The sequence below is a fragment of the Corallococcus terminator genome (assembly GCF_003611635.1).
Taxonomy (GTDB): domain Bacteria; phylum Myxococcota; class Myxococcia; order Myxococcales; family Myxococcaceae; genus Corallococcus; species Corallococcus terminator.
Genome location: NZ_RAVZ01000091.1, coordinates 1 through 20,141, shown reverse-complemented (window position 1 = coordinate 20,141; position 20,141 = coordinate 1). Strand labels below are relative to the sequence as shown.

Here is a 20,141-nt window from a genome sequence, read left to right as displayed (position 1 = left end):
TGTTTCAATGGATGCGAAAAGGTCCTGCCTGGCGCTGCCCATGGGCAACGGCCCCCCCGACCCGCATGACTCCGGAGTCGAACCGACAGCATGTCGCAATGCCAGAAACGCGAAAGCTGTCCCGCGGGGAAGGTGCCCTGGTCAGAAGAACAGGCGAAGCAGGTCAAACCGTGTTTCCGCGCCCAACTTCCGCAACAGATTGGCCTGATGGAATTTTACGGTGCGCTCGGTAATCCCGAGCACGGTCGAGATGTCGGTGGGGGAGCGGCCGAGCGCGAGGTAACGCAAGACATCGCCTTCGCGCTCCGACAGCCGCGCGGCCTGGGCCAGCCTTCGCACCTTGGCCTCGAAGAGGCCTGTGAGCGTGGAGTCCCCAATCGTGTGCACGCTGACGTGCGCGGTGCCGGCGCTCGTCGGGGTGGCGGTGACGACCTCGAAGCCCTCGCTGACCGTGGAGGCCTGTCGGACGATGGTGTGGGGCCAGGACGTGGGCGACACCGCCGTCAGCGGACAGTCCTGACAGGGCGTGTCGCGGTGGGCGAACGCGCCGAAGCACGGGCGTCCCACCATGTCCTCGTGCTCCGGATGGCCCGCGCGCCAGACCGCCTTGAGCGTCCCGAACGTCGCCAGCTCGGTGGAGATTTCATAGCTCAGGCCCAGGCCCTGGCCGGGCTCTCCATGGACCACCGCACGCCGCGGCACGGGCAAAGGAGGGCCGGCGCGGGTGACGATGCAGACCAGCCGCAAGGGAGGCCGGCCCACCGCCGCGACATCCAGCTCCACCGCCAATCGCTCACCTTCGCGCGTCAGCACCTCGGTCTCCAGCCGGTGCTCGGCGCTGGTGAAGACCGCGCGCAGCGCCTGTCCCACCTCCCGGCCCTGTTCTCGCGGCGTGCACACGTCCGTCCAGCGACGGCCCAGCAGCTCCTCACGAGGGCGTCCCAGGAGCGACGTGAGCGCTCCATTGGCCAGCTCGATGCGCCCCCGCCGGTCCATCACGACAATGGGGCGCCCATCCCGCTCCGCCAGCAGGGATGCCGTCAGTGACCAATCCAAGGTGACCCCCCGCCCATTGCAACCCCAGTCCACTTTTCCAGTGGAATGAAGGGCTTCAAAGGTTTCATGAGCTTACCCTGAAACGACTGGCTTCGCAGGAGGGTGGAGGTCGTGTGCCAACCCACCAACCCTGCGGATTGAGTCATGCCGCCGGGCGGGGCACCTTGAACCGTACCTGCTCCGTCCTTCGTCTCGGCCGGGAGGGTGAGGAGTGGGGCCACCGCAGCGGACCTTCGTCCTGGCATGAGGCGGCGGGGGCCTGCCTCAATCCCAGACAAGGCGCCACGCCCATGGCGCATGAAATCACCGCGCGGATTGTCGGAGGGGTTGTCTTCATCGGCTTCGCGCCGGGGAACGGAAAGCGCCACCCCGGCCCACCTGGAAGCGGCCTTCAGGTCCCTTCGGGGCTCGACCGGCTGGTAGGCATGCCGGAAACCTGGAACGTCACCTCGATTCGAGGCAACCTCCTGCATTGTGTGGCCTTGGGGATTACTCCCAGGGACCCACCCGGACCTCCGTAGGAAGGGAGCTGACTGCATGAGCGCCTCGCGACGACCCGCCCAGTTCGACCTCTTCACCGGTGCGCTCGAGGAAGCCCCCGTGTCCTCCCGCCGCCGCACCCAGCCGCTGGCCCCGGCCCCGGTGTCCGACGACCTTCGGGTCCTGGGCGAGCAACTGCCCCAGGGCGTCTACCTGGGCACGTCGTCGTGGACCTTCCCGGGGTGGACGGGGCTCGTCTACGACCACGAGGCCAGCACGACGCAGCTCGCGAAGGAGGGCCTGGGCGCCTACGCGCACCACCCGGTGCTGCGCACGGTGGGCATCGACCGGACGTTCTACGCGCCCGTGCCCGCCACCGCCTTCGCCGAGTACGCCCAGCAGGTGCCGGACGGCTTCCGCTTCCTCGTGAAGGCCCACGAGGCCTGCACGCTGGCGCGCTTCCCCGTGCACGAGCGCTACGGCGCGCACCGAGGGCAGGTGAACGACCGCTTCCTCCAGGCCGCCTACGCGATGGACCACGTCGTGGGGCCCTTCCTGGAGGGGCTGGGCGACAAGGCCGGCCCGCTCGTCTTCCAGTTCCCCCCGCAGGACCCCGCCTCGCTCGGCGGCCCGGCGCGCTTCGTGGAGCGGCTGCACGGCTTCTTCTCCGCGCTGCCCAGGGGACCGCTGTACGCGGTGGAGGTGCGCAACGAGGAGCTGCTGACGGAGGGCTTCGCCCAGGCGCTCGCGGACACCGGAGTGAGCCCCGTGCTCGCGGTCTGGGCCCACATGCCGCCCGTCGCGCGCCAGGCGAAGCTCACGCGCGCCTTCGAGTCCCGCGCTGTGGTGGTGCGGTGGATGCTGCCGCCAAACCTGGGCTACGAGGAAGCACGCGCCCGCTACGCCCCCTTCAACAAGTTGGTGGACGAAGATGTTGGCACCCGCGATGTGCTGGCGCGGGTGTGCATGGCGGCGGTGCGGCGCGAGCGGCCCGTCTTCGTGACCATCAACAACAAGGCGGAAGGGAGCGCTCCCTTGTCAGCCATCCGGCTCGCGGAACGCGTCGTGTCACACAAGGAGGAGGGCGGGCAGCGAAGCGTTGCTCACGCGACATGACTTGCGCGCGAGCACGGCGCTTGCTTACGTGAAAGCCCATGAAGGCGATGACCCTGGGTGTCCTGCTGATGCACATGACTTCCGCCGGAGGTGCCGGCGCGGAGGAGAAGCGGGCAGGCAAGCATGTGCAGGACGCCGGTGGCGATGAGAAGGGCGCCGTGACGAAGGAGGTTTCCTCCCTCAAGGGGGAAATCACCAGCCTGAAGGAAGAGTTCAGGGTCGCGCGCGAAAAGCAGCGTCTGGCGGCTGAAGAGAAGAAGCGCCAGGAGGAGGCCCGCTACGGTGTCCCGGCGAAGACCCCCCCTGTCACTGCCTCCGGAGGGACCGGAGCCACCGCCCGATGAGGGCGAAGCGGTAGAAATCCCGGTCGATGGCAACCTCGACCTGCATCTCTTCCAGCCCCGTGAAGTGAAGGAACTCGTCACCGAGTACCTCTGGGCGTGCCGGCAGAAGGGTGTGCTCGACGTGCGCATCATCCACGGCAAGGGCACGGGCGCGCTGCGGCGCACCGTGCAGTCCCTGTTGCCCACGCTGGCGGAGGTGGACAGCTTCCGGAGCGCCTCGGAAGGCGACGGAGGCTGGGGCGCGACGTGGGTGCGGCTCAAGCCGCTCTAACTCACGACAGCCAGAAGTACGCGGAGGCGATGAGGGTGCGCTTCTCCGTCACGCGCCCCTTCTGGGCCAGCTCCGCCATCTGACGGTCCTTGGCCGCGTAGCGCTTCTCCTCCTCGTTGCGCAGCGACGCCAGCTTGCGGCGGTACTCGCGCTCCATCCGGTCCGAGTGCGCCCGCGCCTTCGCGCGCTCCGCGGTGTCGTCCACGCCCGCGACTTCCTTGCGCGCGTCGATCCACGTCTGCCGCGCGGCCTCCACCACCTCGCGCGACTCCATCAGGCAGTCCTCGACGTAGCGGTCCGCGCGCTCGCGGGACTTGTCCAGCTCCAGGGCATTGCGGCGCTCGGCGGCCCGGATGAGCTCATCCTTGGCCGTCATCAGCGACTGCTCCTGCATGAGCTGCACGGACACCGGGGCGGGCTGCCGGCGCTTCTCTTCCTTGGCTTCGAGCTTCGTGAAGTGGACCCCGTCCGTCAGCGGCAGGGCCCGGAAGCCGCCGTCCCGGTCCTTCACCAGCACCAGGTGCACCAGCTTCTCTTCCGGCTTGAGGCCGGTGATCTCGAACTTGTAGGCGAACCACCAGCCCTCGCAGCCGGCCAGCCGCGCCAGCCGGGACGGCAGGCTCGCCGCGTCCAGTTGCAGGTAGCTGACAGCGTCCTGGGTGCGGTCGCGCACGGCATAGGCGGCCTTGGCCACCTGGAGCCGTCCGGAGGTGCGGCTGCCCAGCACGGAGCCGGTGAGGGCTCTCGCTTCCTGCTGGCGACGGGCCACGACCTCCTTGGCCTGGTCGCCGGCCACGCGCAGGCGGCGGCGCACGTCGCCGTCGAAGCGCTCCAGCACCACGGACTTCATCTCCGTCATGCGCTGGGTGATGGCGCCTTCCAGCTCCTCGCGCAGCTTGTCGAAGGCGATGTTGATGTCGGCCGGGTTGCGGCAGGACTGGTAGATGTCCAGCACGCGCCGCTCGAAGTCGACGCCGCTCTCCAGCGCGCCCAGGATTTCATCCGACGCGCCGAAGACGCCGTCGAAGAGGTTGAGCTTCTTCTCCAACAGCTCGAACAGGCGCGCATCCGCCGCGTTCTGCCGGTTGAGGAAGTTCACCACCAGCACGTCGCGCTGCTGGCCGTAGCGGTGGCAGCGGCCGATCCGCTGCTCCACGCGCTGCGGGTTCCACGGCAGGTCGTAGTTCACGACCAGGTTGCAGAACTGGAGGTTCAGGCCCTCCGCGCCGGCTTCCGTGCAGATGAGGATCTGCGTGCGGTTGCGGAAGTCGTCCACCAGGGCCCGGCGCTCCTCGGGCGAACTGCCCGAGTCCCCGGACAGGAGCGAGATCTTGTCCTGGTAGCCGTGCTCCGACAGCAGGTTGAACAGGTACTGCTGCGTGCGCTTGGACTCGGTGAAGATGAGCGCCTTCTCCGGCCAACTGTGCGTGCGCATCACCGCGAAGGTGCGATCCAGGGCGCGCTTGAGCGCCTCACCCTTGGCGTTGATCCGGATGGAGTCCGCGAGGTCCGCGTACTGCCGCAGCTCCCAGACCTCCTGCTCCAGCGTGCGCACCGCGGGGGCCTTGGCGGGGTCGTCGGACCACTCCTCGCCTTCCTCCACGAACTGCTTGGCCTCTTCCGGCTCGAAGAGCGCCAGGGCCTGCTGGCCCAACCGCGCCGCCTCCAGGCGCTTCTGGAGGTTCTCCGACAGCTTGCGCAGTGTGGGCGCGATGGCGAACGTGGAGGAGGCCAGCAGCTTCCGGTAGCACAGCGTCAGCAGCGTCTTCTTGCCCGGCTCGATGGCCGCCACTTCGGAGCGCTGGAGGTACTCGCTGACCTTCTCGTAGAGGTCGTGCTCCTCGGGGGACGGGTTGAAGTCCTCCACGATGCTGCGCCGGTTGGTGTAGCGCACGTATTCGCGCACCTGACGGCGCAGCGTGCGTTGCACCACCGGGGCCAGCCGCTCCTTGAGCTCGCAGGCGGCGGCCTCCGTCATGCCGCCGCCTTCGTCCGCGCGGTAGCGGCTGCGGAAGGCGTGCTCGGGCCCGAGGATCTGCTCGTCCAAGAGCGACATCAGGCCGAACAGCTCCATCAGGTTGTTCTGGAGCGGCGTGGCGGTGAGCAGCAGCTTGGGCCGGCCCGCGAGTCCCGCGCGCAGCGCCTGACCCATCTTGTTGTTGGGCCGGTGCGCGTTCCGCAGCCGGTGGGCCTCGTCGATGATGACCAGGTCCCAGGGAATCTCCGCCAGCAGGTTCACGCGGTTGGCGGCGAACGGGTGCGAGCAGATGACGGGGAAGGGCTGGTCGAAGCAGTTGTTGTGGGGGCGCACGTTGCGGCCGTCCACCAGCACGCTGTCCAGGTCGAACTTCTCGCGCAGTTCCGCATTCCACTGCGCGCGCAGCACCGCGGGCGCCAGGATGAGGATGCGGTTCTTGCCCTCGGCCATGAGCTGGGCCACGACGAGGCCCGCCTCGATGGTCTTCCCCAGGCCCACCTCGTCCGCGAGCATGCAGCCGCCGCGCGACAGGGCGTCCATCGCGAACATCGCGGCTTCGACCTGGTGGGGGTTCAGGTCCACCTTCGCTTCGGACAGGGCGTTGGCCAGCCGCTGCTGCGTGTCACCGCTGCGCGCGAGCAGCTCCTCCGCCAGCAGCCGCTCGTGGAAGGGCGTCAGCGCCGCCGCCACCAGCTCTTCGGCTGCGCGGGCGGCGACCGCCGCGGCGTCCGCCTCCACCTGCACCCTCAAACCCCTCGCGACCTCCGCCAAGTCCCGCCTCCCATCCGTGGTTTGAAGCGCTCGCGCACGTGCGCGGACGTTTGAGGCGCGCCATTCTCTTGAGCGATCCGCATCTGTAAAGGGGGTCCTCCGCGAGGCCGAAAACTCGGCCTCCGCGCGATTGGCAAGCACGCTGTCCGGCGAAGTGTTTTCGCGTGCCCTCATGCGTGCGGTGAAATGTTCCGACGCATGTCCAAAGGTCTTGACGAATGCGTCCGGCGCGCTCCACGAACCCGCGTGTGTTTCAGAGCTGTCCGCGCGCCTTCACGTCCAGGTACATGTTGAGCGCCGCGGCCCCGAAAGCGCGTGCCGGCGCGCGCACCACCAGGGCTCCGGCGTCGCGCAGCGTGGTGGCGGTGCGGCGGTATTCGGCCTCCATGCGCTGGGCGGCCTGACGCGCGTAGGCGGCGGTCGCGTCGCCGGGCACGTCGGTGGCGGCGGCCTCCAGGTCCTCGTCCAGGAGCGACGCGACGACGGGCAGGTGCCGGGGCCTGAGGGCCAGCGTGCGCGTGAGGAGCGTGGCGGACGCGTCCGGATCCACCAGGTCGGTGAAGAGCACCACCAGCGCGCGGCGCGTCTGGCGCGCGAAGGCGAAGTCGAACGCGCGGCCGTAGTCGCTCTCCTCCAGGCCGGCCTCGGCGCGGTAGAGGGATTCGGTGATGAGGCGCAGGTGTTCGGCGCCCTTGCGCGGGGGGAGGAAGGAGCGCACGTCGCTGGCGAAGGCCACGACGCCCACCACGTCGCCCGCGTCCAGGCTCACGCGCGCAAGGCGCAGCGCCGCGTCCACCGCGTGGTCCAGCTTCCTTCGTCCCTGCACCCGGCCCGCCATGTGACGGCCGCAGTCCAGGAGCAGCAGCACGGGCTGGTGGCGCTCCGGCTGCCACGTGCGCACCAGCGTGTGGCCGTGGCGCGCGGAGGACTTCCAGTCGATGTGGCGGAAGTCGTCGCCGGGGCGGTATTCGCGCAGGGATTCGAACTCGCGGCCTTCCATGGCCTTGCGGCGCTGCGTGCGCGCGGACACGGCCTCCGCTGCCCGCGCCAGCGTGAGCGCTTCGCGCGAGAGGGCGCTCAGGTCCGGATACACCTTCACGTCGCGGGACGCGGGCAGGCGCACCTGCCGCGAGCACAGGCCCAGTGGCCCCAACAGGCGCAGGTGCACGTCCCCGAATCTCGCATCGCCCCGGGAGGGAGGACGCACGCGGTACATGAGGCGCGTGGGCGGTGCTCCGGCTTCCAGCGAGAAGGGCTGCCGGTGGCCGTGGCTCTCCACGTCCAGGGGCGGCTCGTCGCGCAGCTCTCCGCGCATGGCGCTATCGGTGCGTGCGTGCAGCACCCAGCGCACGGGGTTGTCCACGCCGGAGGAGAGGATGGGCTCCACCTCCCGGTGCGCTTCGATGTCGGCGGCGCGCGGCGCGCGAACGAAGTCCACGGCGCACAAGAGGAGGACGGCCACGTCCACCGCGAGCGCCAGCCACCCGAAGGCGGGGCTCGCCACCGCGAGCGCCGCGGGCACGAGCGCCCCGGCGAACAGCGCGACGGCGAGGCCGGTGGGGACGGGACGCCCGACGCTCACCGGGGCACTCGCACCCGTTCGAGCATCTGCCGGAGGACGTCGTCCGTGGTGACGCCCTCCACCTCCGCCTCCGCCTTGAGCAGCAGGCGGTGGTTGAGGACGCTGGAGGCCACGGCCTTCACGTCGTCCGGCGTGACGAAGTCGGTGCCCTTGAGCGCCGCGTGCGCCTTGGACGCCGCGAGCAGGGCCTGTGCCGCGCGAGGGCTCGCGCCCAGTCGCACGCGCGGGTGGGCCCGGGTGTCGCGCACCAACTGCACGACGTACTGGAGGATGGAGTCGTCGCACGCGACGCGGGCCGCGCGGTCCTGCAACTCCATCAGTGTGGCCGCATCCAGCACGCGGGAGACGCCGGGCGGCTTGCCCTCGCGCTGGTGGTAGGCGCGCAGCAGTGACGTCTCCGAGTCCGCGTCCGGATAACCCACGCGCACGCGCATGAGGAAGCGGTCGAGCTGGGCCTCGGGGAGGGGATAGGTGCCCTCCAGCTCCAGCGGGTTCTGCGTGGCGACGACGAAGAAGTGGGGCGGCAGCGGGTGGGTGACACCGTCGATGGTGACCTGCCGCTCCTCCATGGCCTCCAGCAGCGCCGCCTGCGTCTTGGGCGGGGTGCGGTTGATCTCATCCGCGACCAGCACCTCCGTGAAGACGGGGCCCTTCATCAGGCGGAAGGACTGGGACTGGGGCTGGAAGATGTTGGTGCCCAGGATGTCCGCGGGCATCAGGTCCGGCGTGAACTGCACGCGGGAGAAGGACAGCCCCAGGGCGCCGGCCATGCTGCGCGCGGTGAGCGTCTTGGCGACGCCGGGGACGCCCTCCAGCAGCACATGGCCCCGGGCGAGGAAGGCCGTCACCAGGTCGGCCAGGACGCGGGGCTGGCCCACGACGGCCGAGCCCAGCGCATCGAGGAGGCGGGAGAGGGGCGTGGCGTCGGACATGGTGGCCGGCGACGGTAGCCCGCCTCCCGGCCGGCACGGCAGCGAAATCCTCGCCGCCGGGACGTGGACCGACGGCTACTCCTGTGGGCGACGCAGGCCCATCAGGCTTCCGAGCAGCGCCACCACCGCGCCGAGGATGCCCAGGAAACAGCCGATGCTCGGTGAGGAGATCATCATCTCCGAGTTGCCGAGCGGCGACGGCACCAGGTTGGTGTCCGAGGAGATCTTCAGGAAGATGAGCGACCAGACGAGGCAGACGACGCTGCTCGCCGTCTGCGCGCCCCACGGCAGCATGGGATTCACCCAGGCCATGACGTTGCGCACGCGGATGCCGACGAACACCATCGTCGAGACGGCGAAGAGGAACGAGATGAAGCCCAGGCTGATGAGGCCCAGGTAGTCTCCGTCCGCGGCCGTCTCCTTCCACGGCATGAAGCAGGAGAGCACCACCAGCGCCGCGCCCCAGAAGGCGATGCGATCCGCGCCCTCCAGCTCCCCCAGGAAGTTGCGCGCGTCGGCCAGCAGGACCTCGGGATCCTCGATGGGCGAGCGGAAGCCGTCGCGGCTGTTGTCACGGGCCCAGGGATCCGCCGCGCCACCGTCGGCGCCGGAATCCGGGTCGTCCTCGTCGCGGGCCACGGGGGCCGCCGCGCGGCGGGCGGCCGTGCCGCGCGAGGGCGCGGGCTTCGCGGCGGGCGTGCTCCGGGTGGGGGGACGCTGCGCGCGCTCCTTGGCGATGTCGTCCATGCTCCGCACGTTGGTGGAGTCATCGCTCGGCGGAGGCGTGGCCCGGCTGCCCGGCTTGGAACGGGTCGGTGCGGGACGTGCGCGCGGCACCGGCGCGGAGGGACGCGCCTTGGGCTGCGGCCCGACCCCGGTGCTCGCGTCACCCCCGGACTCTTCCTCGGAACCCGCGAGGAAGGACTTGTCGATGATGTAGTCGCATTCGGGGCAGATCGCGGTGTCGTCCGCGACCTTGCTCTTGCAGCCTGGGCAGTTCAGGGCCGGTGCTCCGGGAGGGGGGAACGGCCCGGCATCTTCCCGGCCCTCGCGAGCGGCTGTCAAACCCGTTCAGCGCCATAACCCCTGGATTTTCGCGGGAAATTGACCTACCCCCTCCGGACATGGCCCGCCTGCCCGCCGCCGTGTCCACTGGCCTCCTCCTGTTGACCGCGTGTGCGCGCGCGGTGCCACCGCCCGACGTGGGAGGGCGCCCGGACCCGGTCCTGGAGCGGATCGCGGACTGGGAGGATCGCCGCTCGTTGGGGGGAGGCGAGCTCGTGCGGCTCGCCACGGCGGCCCCGGACCCGGTGGTTCGCGGCCGGGCCCTGCGTGCACTGGGACGCATCCAGGATGTGACGACGCTGGACGCGGTGCGGGCCGGGCTGACGGCCCCGGACGCGACGGTGCGTGACGAAGCGGCCTTCGCGGCGGGGGAGCTGGCGCTGTCGTGGGAGCCCCTGCCGGAAGATGCCCGGACGGCGCTGAGCGAAGCGCTGACGAAGGCTGAATCCACCGAGTCCGAGCCCACGGTGCGGACCACGCTGCTGGAGTCGCTGGGAAAACTGGCCACGCCCGGCGCGGTGGAGGTGCTGACGGCGCGCCTGTCACCGCCCGACGGTGCGTGGGCCGGGCCCGCGGCGAAGGCCCTGGGCGTGGCGGCGCGCAAGGCCGGGGCGCCGCTGGTGGCCCGGGTTCCGCTGGCGACGATGGTGGCGCTGACGGAGCCCGCGCGTCCCCAGGCCGTGCGCTACGGCGGGGCCTACCTGCTGGCGACGGCGAAGCGCCCGGAGGCGGTGCCCGCGCTGGGCGGTTGTGTGGGCGACGCGGATCCGGACGTGCGGGCCCTCTGTGCGAAGGGCCTGGGAGACGTGGGTGGCGTCGCGGATGTCCCGGTGCTGGCGCCATTGCTCTCGGATGCGACGCCCCGCGTGGCGGCGGAGGCGGCGCGGGCCCTGGCGAAGTGGGCGGTGAAGTGCCAGGGCGATGAGGGACCCGGGTGTCCTCCGCTGGTCGCACTGGCCCTGCTGGAGTCGCAGGTGAAGCAGGTGGCCTCGGGGCACGGGGCGTGGGGGCATCCGCTGCTGGCGGCGGCGCAGCAGGGCCTTCCGGTGCGCGGTCAGCCCCTGTGGATCCGCCTCCGGAGCGGACTGGCGGAGGCCGACCGTGTCGCCACGTCCGAGGAGGCGCACGCGGACCTCGCGTGGCTGGACTGCCGGGTCGCGGCGGCGATGGATCGGCAGCTCGGTGTGCTGAAGCAGGTTCACGGGTGCGGCTTCGGCCGCGTGTCCGAACCCCTGCGCCTGTCCCTGGGCCTGCACGAGGTGGCGAAGTTCATCCCGGTGCTCCCTGCATCGTCATCGCCGAACAAGGACGCCCCGGCGTCCGGAGCGGCCTTCGCGGTGCCGCTGCTGGACCACGCGAGTCCCCTGGTGCGCGGCGCGGCGTTGGATGCACTGTCCGAGCGTCCGGTGCCGCAGGCCAAAGCGCCGGTGCGAGCCCTCATCGCGGGAGACGACGCGGTGGTCGCGGGGCTCGCCGCGTCCACGGCGGGCAAGCTGCACGACACCGAAGCGCTGCCCATGGTGGAGGCCCTGGCGGCGCGGGTGCCCCGGGAGCCGGACCTCGCGGAGTCGGTGGCGGGCGCGCTCGTCGCGTTGCAGGGAAGGGCGGCCGAGCCCCGTCTGCGCGAGTGGCTCAATCATCCGCACGCCAACGTGCGCCGCGTCGCCGCCGAATCCCTCACGGCGCTGACGGGCGCCGCGGTCCGCTCCGTCCGCGTGGAGCTGCCTGCGGGCACCTACCGGCCGCCGCCCGCGCCGCCGGGCACGACGCTCACGCTGCGCACGCGCAAGGGGGACATCACCGTCCTCCTGGAGCGCGATGCGCCGCTCACGGGAGGCAACCTGGTGGCGCTCGCGAAGCAGGGCTACTTCCGGGGCATCACCTTCCACCGCGTGGTGCCGGACTTCGTCGCGCAGGGCGGAGATCCGCGAGGGGACGGGGAGGGCGGCCCGGGACACTCCATCCGCTGTGAGATGACGCGCAGGCCGTACACGCGCGGTGTCGTGGGCATGGCGCTGTCGGGCAAGGACACCGGCGGCAGCCAGTTCTTCTTCACCCACGCGCCGCAGCCACACCTGGACGGCCGCTACACGGTGTTCGGCGAGGTCGTCGCCGGCATGGACACCGTCGATGCGCTGCTGGAGGGCACGGTCATCGACGACGTCCTCGTCGGCACCCGCGCTCCGTAGCAGGACTGGACCGCCTCAGGCCCCGCTGGCGCGCGCGGGCTCCGTCTCTCCGTGGGCGTTGAGCTGCCCGCTGTTCCAGCGGCGGTTCTCCGCCTCCTCCATCACCTCCACCTCGCGGCGGATGCGGGCCCACTCCGTCTCCGGCAGGTTGAGGAAGGCCTCCGCGAGCGCCGGATCGAACTGCGTGCCCGCGCAGCGGCGCACCTCGTCGCGCGCCACGCTCATGGGGCGGCCCTTGCGGTAGGGGCGGTCGGAGGTGATGGCATCCAGCGTGTCCACGAGACAGAAGATGCGCGCGCCCACGACGATGTCCTCGCCCTTGAGCCCCAGCGGGTAGCCCTTGCCGTCCCAGCGCTCCTGGTGCTGAAGGACGATGAGCGCCGCCTCGTGCAGGTAGGGCATCTTCGCCAGCATCCGGTAGCCGAACTCCGGGTGCTGCTTCATCTCCACCCACTCGTCCGGCGTCAGCGGGCCGGGCTTGAGCAGGATGGAGTCGCGAACGCCAATCTTCCCGATGTCGTGCAACAGCGCGCCCTGTTCCACCACGTCCAGCGCCGGGCCGGTGAGGCCGATCTCCTGCGCCAGCCGCCGCGCGTACAGCGACACGCGCCGCGAATGCCACTGCGTCTCCGTGTCCCGGTAGTCCAGCGCGCTGATGAGTCCGTCCAGCAAGCCCGCGGTGCGCTCGATGACCCGGCGCTCCAGGTCCTGGTTTACCTCCAGCAGCTCCTCGTTCTTGTCCGCCACCTCGCGCGTCAGCCGCTCGTTGGCCTCCACCAGCCGGCGGTGCTCCACGGCCTGCCGCACGCTGCTCGTCAGCTCGCTCAACGCCCACGGCTTGCCCAGCAGGCGGAACACCTCGCCCCGGTTCACCGCCTCCGACGCCGTCTTGAAGTCCGCCGCCGCGGTCAACATCAGCCGCACCGCCCGTGGATTCTTCTCCCGGAGCGCCGCCAGCAGCTCGATGCCGTTGAGGTACGGCATCATGAAGTCCGTCAGCACCACGTCGAAGCCCTGCTCGCGCGCCGCCAGCACCGGATCGCTGTGCGTCACGACCTCGTAACCTTCCGCATGGAGGATTCGGGACAGCGCGGCGAGGATCAGCACGTCGTCGTCCACCACGAGGATTCGAGCCATGGGTCCGTACGCTCCGAGCGAGTGGGCTGCGTTATTCTCAAAGTCTTATAGCGGGTTCGAGGGCAGGCAGACAGGCCCCCCCAAGCTTTCCAGTGTCGGTAAAGTGCCGGAATTCTTGAAGATTCCCTGAAACCCGGGGTCGCCGGACTCCACGTCACGCTTGCCTGCCTGCGGAAGCGTGTTCTATGGTGTGTTCCTACCCGCCGTAAGTGCTTGTAACCCCTTGGAATTCGGGAGCAATTTCCGATGGCTAAAGCCCCTGATGGGCCAGTGCCGGTCGTGGTGATGGGGCTGGGGTTCATCGGGCAGGAGATTGCCAAGGCGGCCCTTTCCTCCCAGGAAGTGGAACTCATCGGCGCGGTGGATCCGCAGCCCACGCTGGTGGGACGCCCGCTGGGCGACGTGCTGGGGCAGGCAGGACCGCGCTTCAAGATCTCCGAATCGCTGGAGCGCGCGGTGGGACGCCGCAAGGGCGTGGTGGTGCTGCACGCCACCAGCTCGCGGCTCGCGCAGGTGATGGACCAGTTGATGGAGGCCTTGAAGCTGGGCCTCCCGGTGGCGAGCACCTGCGAGGAGCTGGCGTTCCCGTACCTCAAGTACCCGGAGCTGGCGGAAAAGCTGGAGCGCGCGGCGCAGAAGGCGGGCGTCGCCATCGTGGGCACCGGCGTGAACCCGGGCTTCGTGTTGGATCGGCTGGTGGCCACGGCGGGGCAGGTGTGCGGCCCGGTGCGCAAGGCGACGGTGAGCCGGGTGGTGGACGCGCGCACGCGGCGTGAAGCCCTCCAGCGCAAGGTGGGCGCCGGCCTGACGGAGGAGGAGTTCTTCGACCTGGTGGATCGCGAGGAGCTGGGCCACGTGGGCCTGGTTGAATCCGCGGCGCTGGCGGCGCTGGGCCTGGGCCTGGACTGCGACGACTTCGAGGAGGAGGTCGCGCCCGTGTTCGCCGAGGAGGACATCACCGGCGGCGCATTTGTGGTGAAGAAAGGCCGCGTCGCGGGCATGTTCCAGTCCGTGGTGGGTTTGGAGGAGGGTCAGGAGCGGGTGCGCCTGGAGCTGACCATCGCGGTGGGGGCGGAAGATCCAAGGGACCGCATCGAAATCGACGCGGACCCCAGACTGGTGCTGGAAATCCCGGGGGGAGTGGCGGGCGACCGGGCCACCGCGAACGCGCTGGTGAATGCCGCGCCACGATTGACGGCCGCGGAAGCAGGGCTCCTGACGGTGCTCGAGCTTCCGGCAGGACGCTGAAGACTCATCAGGAGAGGGAAATGCTGGACAAGAATGCGATTGGCCGCGCCTCGCCGCCGACGCTCAACGAGGTGGAGAAGGGCGCCATCCGGCGCTTCGCCGAGGCGATTGGCGATTACAATCCCATCTACTACGACGAGGAGTACGCTCGCGCGTCGGGCTACCCCACCATCGTCGCGCCGCCCACGTTTCCCGCGTCGTTCCATTCCGCCGCGGACCTGAGGGAGCTGCTGGGGGTGGGCATCAAGAGCCTGCTGCACGCGGAACAGGGGTTTGACTACGAGCGGCCCATCTTCGCGGGGGACCGCATCTACGTGTCCACCCGCGTCTCGGACGTCTTCGAGCGACCCAACATGTCCGGGAAGATGGACATCGCGGTCATCGAGGACGAAGGCCGTGACGAGGAGGGCAACCTCGTCTTCCGCGCCCGCCGCACGCTCGTCGTCCGGGCCGCCAAGGAGAACGTTTGATGCCCGCGCGCAAGCTCTACTTCGAATCCATCCGCGTCGGTGACGAGCTTCCGGCGCTGGCCAAGGCCCCGGTGGATCGCGTGCAGTTGTCCCGGTACGCAGGCGCCTCCGGCGACTACAACCCGGTCCACGTGGACGAGCTGTACGCCAAGAGCGTGGGCATGCCGTCCGTCTACGCCCCGGGCATGCTCGTCATGGGCATGCTCGGCCAGCTCATCAGCGACTGGGCGCGCGGTGGCCAGCTTCGGCGCTACAACGTCCGCTTCATCAAGATGGTGTGGCCGGGCGACACCGTGGTCTGCAAGGGCCGGGTGAGCGACCGCCACGGCTCCGGCGGCCGGTACTTCGTCGAAATCGACCTCTGGGCGGAGAACCAGAAGGGCGAGCTCGTCATGAAGGGCGGCTCGCAGATCCAGCTCTTCTACTCCCTGGAGGACGAGAACCGGCAGCGCTCCGGCCAGTCCCCCATCGTGGTGGAAGTGCCCCGCGAGAGCCTGGTCGTCCAGGCCCCCCAGGCCTCGACCTCGGAGGCCGCCTCTTCCTCCAGTGCGCCCACCGCCCCCGAGGAAGAAGGCGACGAGGACGAGGACTCAGACGAGCCCCGGACTGGCGCCTCGTCCAAGAAGACCGCCCCCCGGGAGAAGCCCGCCGCCAAGACGGCCTCCCTCCCGGCCGCGAAGAAGGCCAAGAAGTAGGCGTTTACAGCGCAGGTCCCGCGTTCGAGAAGGGCGGCTTCGACCGCTGCTCAACGCGGGGTGTCATTCAGGGTTGACTCAAAAATCAGCCGACGCCACACTTCCTGTCGTTAGATGGGCCGTTGACCCCTTCCCGCCAAACGGGAGGGGGCAGCGAGCCCCCACGCAGGAGTGGCCATGTCCGCCGGCATCAACACCTACAAGACCGACCTTCGAGAGATCTTCTTCACGCTGTTCGAGCAGTTCGGCTTCGGCCAGATCGCGGGTCAGGCACCCTTCGACGCCTGGGGGTCGGACGAGGCGAAGGCGGTGCTCGATGCGACGTACCTCTTCGCGCGCGAGGTGCTGGGGCCCCTCAACTCGGTGGGCGACCGCGAGGGTTGCCGGGTGGAGAATGGCTCCGTCTTCACGCCGACGGGCTTCAAGGACGCGTGGGTGAAGCTCTATGAGCAGGGCTTCAAGACGGTGGGCGTGAGCCCGGACCACGGCGGCCAGGGCGCGCCGATGATGCTCCAGGTGACGGTGGAGGAGATCCTCTCCGGCGCCAACTCGGCCTTCAACATGTACCCGGGCCTGGCGTTCGGCGCGGCGGAAGTCATCGCCGAGTGCGGCACGCCCGCGCAGCAGAAGCAGTTCGTGGAGCGCATGCTCAACGGAACGTGGGGCGGCACCATGTGCCTCACGGAGCCGCACGCCGGCTCCGACGTGGGCGCGGCCAAGTCCACCGCGCGCCGCAACGCGGACGGCACGTACAGCATCCGGGGCACGAAGATCTTCATCTCCGGCGGCGACCACGACATGGCCGGCAACATCATCCACCTGGTGCTCGCGCGCGTGGACGGCGCTCCGGCCGGCACCAAGGGCCTGTCGCTGTTCATCGTCCCCAAGCTGCGCATCAACGAGGACGGCTCCGCGGGCAAGCCCAACGACGTCACCGTGGCGTCCATCGAGCACAAGATGGGCATCAACGGTTCGGCCACCTGTGTCCTCAACTTCGGTGAGAACGACGCGTGTCTGGGCGAGCTCGTCGGGACCGTTGAACACGTCGGCATGAGCCAGATGTTCAAGATGATGAACGGCGCGCGCATCGCCGTGGGCATCCAGGGCGTGAGCCTCGCGTCGGCTGCGTACTACAACGCGCTGGACTACGCGAAGGACCGCAAGCAGGGCTCCCACTTCACCAAGTGGAAGGACCCGTCCGCGCCCCGCGCCGCCATCATCGAGCACCCGGACGTCCGCCGCATGCTGCTGGAGATCAAGGCGCACGTGGAGGGCATCCGTTCGCTGATCATCAAGCTGGCCATGCATCTGGACAAGGCGCGGCAGCTCGCCGGCAAGGACGATGACGCGGCCAGCTACCACAAGGGCCAGGTGGAGGTGCTGACGCCGCTGGTGAAGTCCTACGGCTCCGACCAGGCCTTCCGCCTGTGCGCGCAGGCCATCCAGGTGTACGGCGGCGCCGGCTACATCCAGGACTACCCGGTGGAGCAGTACACGCGCGACTCGAAGATCTTCTCCATCTACGAGGGCACCAACCACATCCAGGCCATGGACCTCGTCGGCCGCAAGATGGGCCAGGCCGGTGGTGCGCACTTCCAGCAGTTCATGGGCGATGTCGGCAGCTTCGTCGAAGCGCACCGTGAGCACCCCGTGCTGGGCGAGGCCGTGAAGACGCTGGCCGGCGCGCAGGAAGGCCTGATGTCCAGCGCGATGGCGCTGTTCGGCTGGTCGCAGGACCAGGGCCGCTTCCCGCTCATCCCGCTGTCCGCCAACCGCTTCCTCAACATGATGTCGGAAGTGGCCGTGGGCTGGCTGCTCTTGGACGCGGCCGTCATCGCGGAGAAGGCGTCCGCCTCCGTGGCCGCGGACCACCCGGACAAGGCGTTCTACGACGGCAAGAAGTTCAGCGCCCTCTGGTACGCGCGCAACGTGCTGCCCAACGTGGAGTACGCCGCGCGCCTCATCGCCACCGAGGACACGTCCCCGATGGACATCACCGACGCGGCGTTCGCGTCCGTCTAGTCGGTCGCCGCACCACGCGCTGAAAAGTGAAAAAGGCCCTCCGGCATCCGTGCCGGGGGGCCTTTGTCTTTCGCTTGGGTGAGGCAGGAAGCGGAGGCTAGTTGCCTTCGCGCACGCCGATGGCGAGCTGCCCCAGGCCGGCCTGCTTCGCCAGCTCCATCACCTGCACCACGGTGCCGTGGGACACGCCTTCGTCCGCCTGCACGATGACCACGGTGTCGGGGTTCTGCTCCTTGGCCTTGTCGAAGGCCTGCTTCAACTCCGCCTCCGCGACGACGTTGCCCGCGAGCACGAAGCGGCCGTCCGCCAGCACCGCCACGGAGATGTCCGTGGTGCGCGCGGTGACGTCCGCGGAGCCGCCCTTGGGCAGGTTCACCTTCAGGCCCGTCTTGGTGCCGCCGCCCGGGCCTTGCTGGGTGATGACGGTGCTGGTCACCATGAAGATGATGAGCAGCACCAGCATCACGTCCGTGAGCGGCGTGATGTTGATCTCCGCGAAGCCCGCGCTGTCGCCTTCGTCGTCGGAGGAGCCCGGCGTCTTTCCCATGGCCATGGTGGACGTTCTCTCCTGTCAGGACGAGGCGGGCTGCGGATCCGGACGTGTGGCGGGTGGGGTGGACGGCTCGCGCGAGGGGGGCGGCTCTGGCAGCACCACTCCGGTGGCGCGCTCCTTGAGCAGCTCGGAGAACTCGTCTCCCAGGAGGCGCAGCTCCACGAGCACGCGGGAGAGCCGGGCCTGGAAGTAGTTGTAGAAGACCATCGCCTGCACGGCGACGAGGATGCCCACGGCGGTGGCGACGAGCGCCTCGGAGATGCCCGTCATCACGGCCGCGGAGCCGCCGGTGCCGCCGGCCTCCACGTCCACGCCCAGGTCCTTGAAGGAGCGCATGATGCCGGCCACGGTGCCGAAGAGGCCCACGAAGGGCGTCGTCGAACCGATGGTGGCGAGCAGCCACAGGTTGCGCCTGAGCTTGAGGCCCACCTGGGCGCGCTCGCGCTCCACGGCGGACTCGATGCCATTGCCGCCACTGGCGCGGCTTCGCTCCCAGCGGTCGAAGCCCGCGAGGAAGATGTCGGCGGCCACCGCGTCGGAGCGCTCGGCGGCGGTACGGGCCGCGGCCACGTCCCCGCGCAGGAGGTGCTTGTGGACGATTTCGCCCAGGTTGCGGGACCGCTCGCTCACGCCCCAGAGGGCGATGAGCCTTTCGATGGCCACGCCCAGGGCCACCACGGAGGCGCCCAGGAGGAGGGCGAGGGTGACGCCGCCCAGGCGAAGGTAATGAAGTAGATCGTTCAGGCTCATGGTTGATGACCGGGCAGGGAGCCCTGGCTCACACTAGGACATATGAACCGCGCAGCCGCCGCAATCTTCCTGGCCCTCCTCTGTTCGGCCTGCCCCAAACGCCTCGAGTTCGGTCCGGAGGGCCGCATCGAGGACGCCCAGACGCTCTACCAGCATGTGCAGGAGCGGCAGGGTCAGGTGGTTACCCTGGAGGGCGACTCCAAGCTGCGCGTGGACTCCCCCCAGGGCAGTGGAACGCTCTCCACCTTCCTCTCCATCACCCGCCCGGGCCTCATCCACCTGGAGACGTACGACTTCTTCAACCGCCCGGTCGCCTCGCTCGTGTCCGACGGGACACGCTTCGGCGTCTACCAGGCGCAGGGCAACACCTACTACCAGGGCCCCTCCAGCCCGGAGAACGTGTCCCGCTTCCTGCCCATCGTGCTGCCGAGCGAGGAATTGGTGGCCGTCATGCTGGGCCAGGTCCCCCTCCTGCCCCCGGAGTCCATGACCCTGGCGCTGGATGAGAAGGAGCGCGTGTACGTGCTCACGCTGGTGCGGGGCGCGGCCACACAGACACTCCGCGTGGATCCCCGGCACCTGCGGGTGGTGAAAAGCGAGGTCCGGGGCGTGCCGGGCTACGACCTGGCGTTCGAGGACTTCAAGCAGCGCGGCGAGCTGCTCTTCCCCGGCAAGGTCATCCTCACGGCGTCCCAGGCGGACACGAAGCTGGAGCTGCGCTACACGGAGATCACCCTCAACGGCCGGCCGGACCTGACGCTCTACGAGCTGACGGCCCCGGAGGGCGCGAAGGTGGTGGACGTGGACGAGCGGGGCCGGGAGCTGGGTGGGGGCGCGGTGTCGCCACCGCCCCCAGCGCCGGGTTCCTGAGCTTCCAGGCGTCGAAAGGCAGCGTACCGGCCCAAGTCGGGTACACTGACGCGCACGACATGGCACAGATCAAGCTCGGAGAACTGCTGATCAAGGCGAACGTCCTGCAGGAGAGCCAGCTCAAGGCGGCGCTCGCCGAGCAGGCCAAGTGGGGCGGGAAGCTGGGCGAGATCCTCGTCCGCATGAACCTCGTCTCCGAGGACATCCTCGTGCGCGCCCTGTCGAAGCAGTTGGGCATGCCGGCGGTGAACCTGGACGCCGTGCAGATGGTTCCGCCGCACGTGAAGGCGAAGATTCCCTCGCAGACGGCGCGCGACTTCTCCGTCGTGCCGCTCCAGCTTCGCGACGACGGCAAGACGCTGGTGGTGGCCATGTCGGACCCGCTCAACGTGCGGGTGCTCGACGAGCTGAGGGCCCTGTCCAAGTGCCGCATCGTGGCCAACGTGGCCGGGCGCACGTCGGTGGCGCGGGCGTTCGCGCGCCTCTACGAGGAGTCCGCGGAGCTGGAGGACGCGGACACGAACTTCAAGGTGGTGGACGCCCAGGGGCGCACCGTCGTGAAGAACCTCAAGGACCTGGAGGCGGCCGGCGCCGCCGCCACCGCGCCCGCCC

18 protein-coding genes are annotated in these 20,141 nt (G+C 69.7%); 10 read left to right on the top strand and 8 right to left on the bottom strand.

All coding sequences use genetic code 11. From position 1 onward, the window contains the following. Positions 1-141: 141 nt before the first annotated feature. Entirely contained in the window at positions 142-1,056 is a 915-nt protein-coding gene (locus D7V88_RS15365) for a PAS and helix-turn-helix domain-containing protein (protein WP_147448750.1), read from the bottom strand. Between the two features lie 537 nt (positions 1,057-1,593). Between D7V88_RS15365 and D7V88_RS15360 the strand changes: the two genes are divergently transcribed. Genes D7V88_RS15360 through D7V88_RS15350 form a run of 3 tightly spaced genes read left to right on the top strand, consistent with a single transcriptional unit; the run spans position 1,594 to position 3,267 of the window. Next, on the top strand, positions 1,594-2,652 hold the full coding sequence (locus tag D7V88_RS15360; protein ID WP_120541390.1) for a DUF72 domain-containing protein: 1,059 nt from the start codon (positions 1,594-1,596) through the stop codon (positions 2,650-2,652). Positions 2,653-2,690: 38 nt separating this feature from the next. After that, a complete protein-coding gene (locus D7V88_RS15355; RefSeq protein WP_120541389.1) occupies positions 2,691-2,996 on the top strand; it encodes a hypothetical protein in 306 nt (101 codons plus the stop codon). Continuing rightward, positions 2,935-3,267, top strand: coding sequence for a Smr/MutS family protein (locus D7V88_RS15350; RefSeq protein WP_120541388.1), 333 nt, complete (start codon positions 2,935-2,937; stop codon positions 3,265-3,267). The genes D7V88_RS15355 and D7V88_RS15350 overlap by 62 nt, the downstream gene beginning before the upstream one ends. Position 3,268: 1 nt before the next feature. On the opposite strand, the gene D7V88_RS15345 is transcribed toward D7V88_RS15350, so the two are convergent. The 4 genes from D7V88_RS15345 to D7V88_RS15330 form a co-directional block, all read right to left on the bottom strand. Next, positions 3,269-6,016 (bottom strand): SNF2-related protein, encoded by a 2,748-nt coding sequence (locus D7V88_RS15345; RefSeq protein WP_120541387.1) that lies wholly within the window; start codon positions 6,014-6,016, stop codon positions 3,269-3,271. A gap of 253 nt (positions 6,017-6,269) precedes the next feature. Further along, on the bottom strand, positions 6,270-7,598 hold the full coding sequence (locus tag D7V88_RS15340; protein WP_120541386.1) for a DUF58 domain-containing protein: 1,329 nt from the start codon (positions 7,596-7,598) through the stop codon (positions 6,270-6,272). After that, positions 7,595-8,530, bottom strand: coding sequence for an AAA family ATPase (locus D7V88_RS15335; RefSeq protein ID WP_120541385.1), 936 nt, complete (start codon positions 8,528-8,530; stop codon positions 7,595-7,597). The genes D7V88_RS15340 and D7V88_RS15335 overlap by 4 nt, the downstream gene beginning before the upstream one ends. Before the next feature lie 75 nt (positions 8,531-8,605). Beyond that, positions 8,606-9,595 (bottom strand): hypothetical protein, encoded by a 990-nt coding sequence (locus tag D7V88_RS15330; protein WP_244238167.1) that lies wholly within the window; start codon positions 9,593-9,595, stop codon positions 8,606-8,608. Between the two features lie 59 nt (positions 9,596-9,654). Between D7V88_RS15330 and D7V88_RS15325 the strand changes: the two genes are divergently transcribed. Continuing rightward, positions 9,655-11,784, top strand: a complete 2,130-nt coding sequence (locus D7V88_RS15325) for a peptidylprolyl isomerase (protein WP_120541384.1) — start codon at positions 9,655-9,657, stop codon at positions 11,782-11,784. A 15-nt stretch (positions 11,785-11,799) separates the two neighbouring features. On the opposite strand, the gene D7V88_RS15320 is transcribed toward D7V88_RS15325, so the two are convergent. After that, complete coding sequence (locus tag D7V88_RS15320) at positions 11,800-12,921, bottom strand: HD domain-containing phosphohydrolase (RefSeq protein ID WP_120541383.1); 1,122 nt, start codon at positions 12,919-12,921, stop codon at positions 11,800-11,802. 246 nt (positions 12,922-13,167) lie between these two features. Here D7V88_RS15320 and D7V88_RS15315 point away from each other — a divergent pair, with 246 nt between their 5' ends. The 4 genes from D7V88_RS15315 to D7V88_RS15300 all read left to right on the top strand — a co-directional run bounded on the left by D7V88_RS15315 (position 13,168) and on the right by D7V88_RS15300 (position 17,356). Next, positions 13,168-14,169 carry an NAD(P)H-dependent amine dehydrogenase family protein gene (locus D7V88_RS15315; protein ID WP_120541382.1) on the top strand — a complete coding sequence of 334 codons (1,002 nt, stop codon included), beginning with the start codon at positions 13,168-13,170 and terminating at the stop codon, positions 14,167-14,169. Positions 14,170-14,189: 20 nt separating this feature from the next. Then, the gene (locus tag D7V88_RS15310) at positions 14,190-14,639 is read left to right on the top strand and encodes a MaoC family dehydratase N-terminal domain-containing protein (RefSeq protein WP_120537878.1); all 450 of its coding nucleotides are present in this window, start codon (positions 14,190-14,192) and stop codon (positions 14,637-14,639) included. Continuing rightward, positions 14,639-15,334, top strand: a complete 696-nt coding sequence (locus tag D7V88_RS15305) for a MaoC family dehydratase (RefSeq protein ID WP_120541381.1) — start codon at positions 14,639-14,641, stop codon at positions 15,332-15,334. Before D7V88_RS15310 ends, D7V88_RS15305 begins: the two co-directional genes overlap by 1 nt. 177 nt (positions 15,335-15,511) lie before the next feature. Next, the gene (locus tag D7V88_RS15300; protein WP_120541380.1) at positions 15,512-17,356 is read left to right on the top strand and encodes an acyl-CoA dehydrogenase; all 1,845 of its coding nucleotides are present in this window, start codon (positions 15,512-15,514) and stop codon (positions 17,354-17,356) included. Between the two features lie 97 nt (positions 17,357-17,453). On the opposite strand, the gene D7V88_RS15295 is transcribed toward D7V88_RS15300, so the two are convergent. Together D7V88_RS15295 and D7V88_RS15290 are read right to left on the bottom strand one after the other, a co-directional pair. After that, positions 17,454-17,909, bottom strand: a complete 456-nt coding sequence (locus D7V88_RS15295; protein ID WP_120541379.1) for an ExbD/TolR family protein — start codon at positions 17,907-17,909, stop codon at positions 17,454-17,456. A gap of 18 nt (positions 17,910-17,927) precedes the next feature. Continuing rightward, positions 17,928-18,659, bottom strand: a complete 732-nt coding sequence (locus D7V88_RS15290) for a MotA/TolQ/ExbB proton channel family protein (RefSeq protein ID WP_120541378.1) — start codon at positions 18,657-18,659, stop codon at positions 17,928-17,930. Positions 18,660-18,701: 42 nt separating this feature from the next. Here D7V88_RS15290 and D7V88_RS15285 point away from each other — a divergent pair, with 42 nt between their 5' ends. Together D7V88_RS15285 and D7V88_RS15280 are read left to right on the top strand one after the other, a co-directional pair. Then, complete coding sequence (locus tag D7V88_RS15285; protein ID WP_120541377.1) at positions 18,702-19,529, top strand: DUF4292 domain-containing protein; 828 nt, start codon at positions 18,702-18,704, stop codon at positions 19,527-19,529. 59 nt (positions 19,530-19,588) lie between these two features. Then, the coding region (locus D7V88_RS15280) for a cyclic di-GMP-binding domain-containing protein, MshE-related (protein WP_120541376.1) at positions 19,589-20,141 on the top strand (553 nt) is incomplete at its 3' end.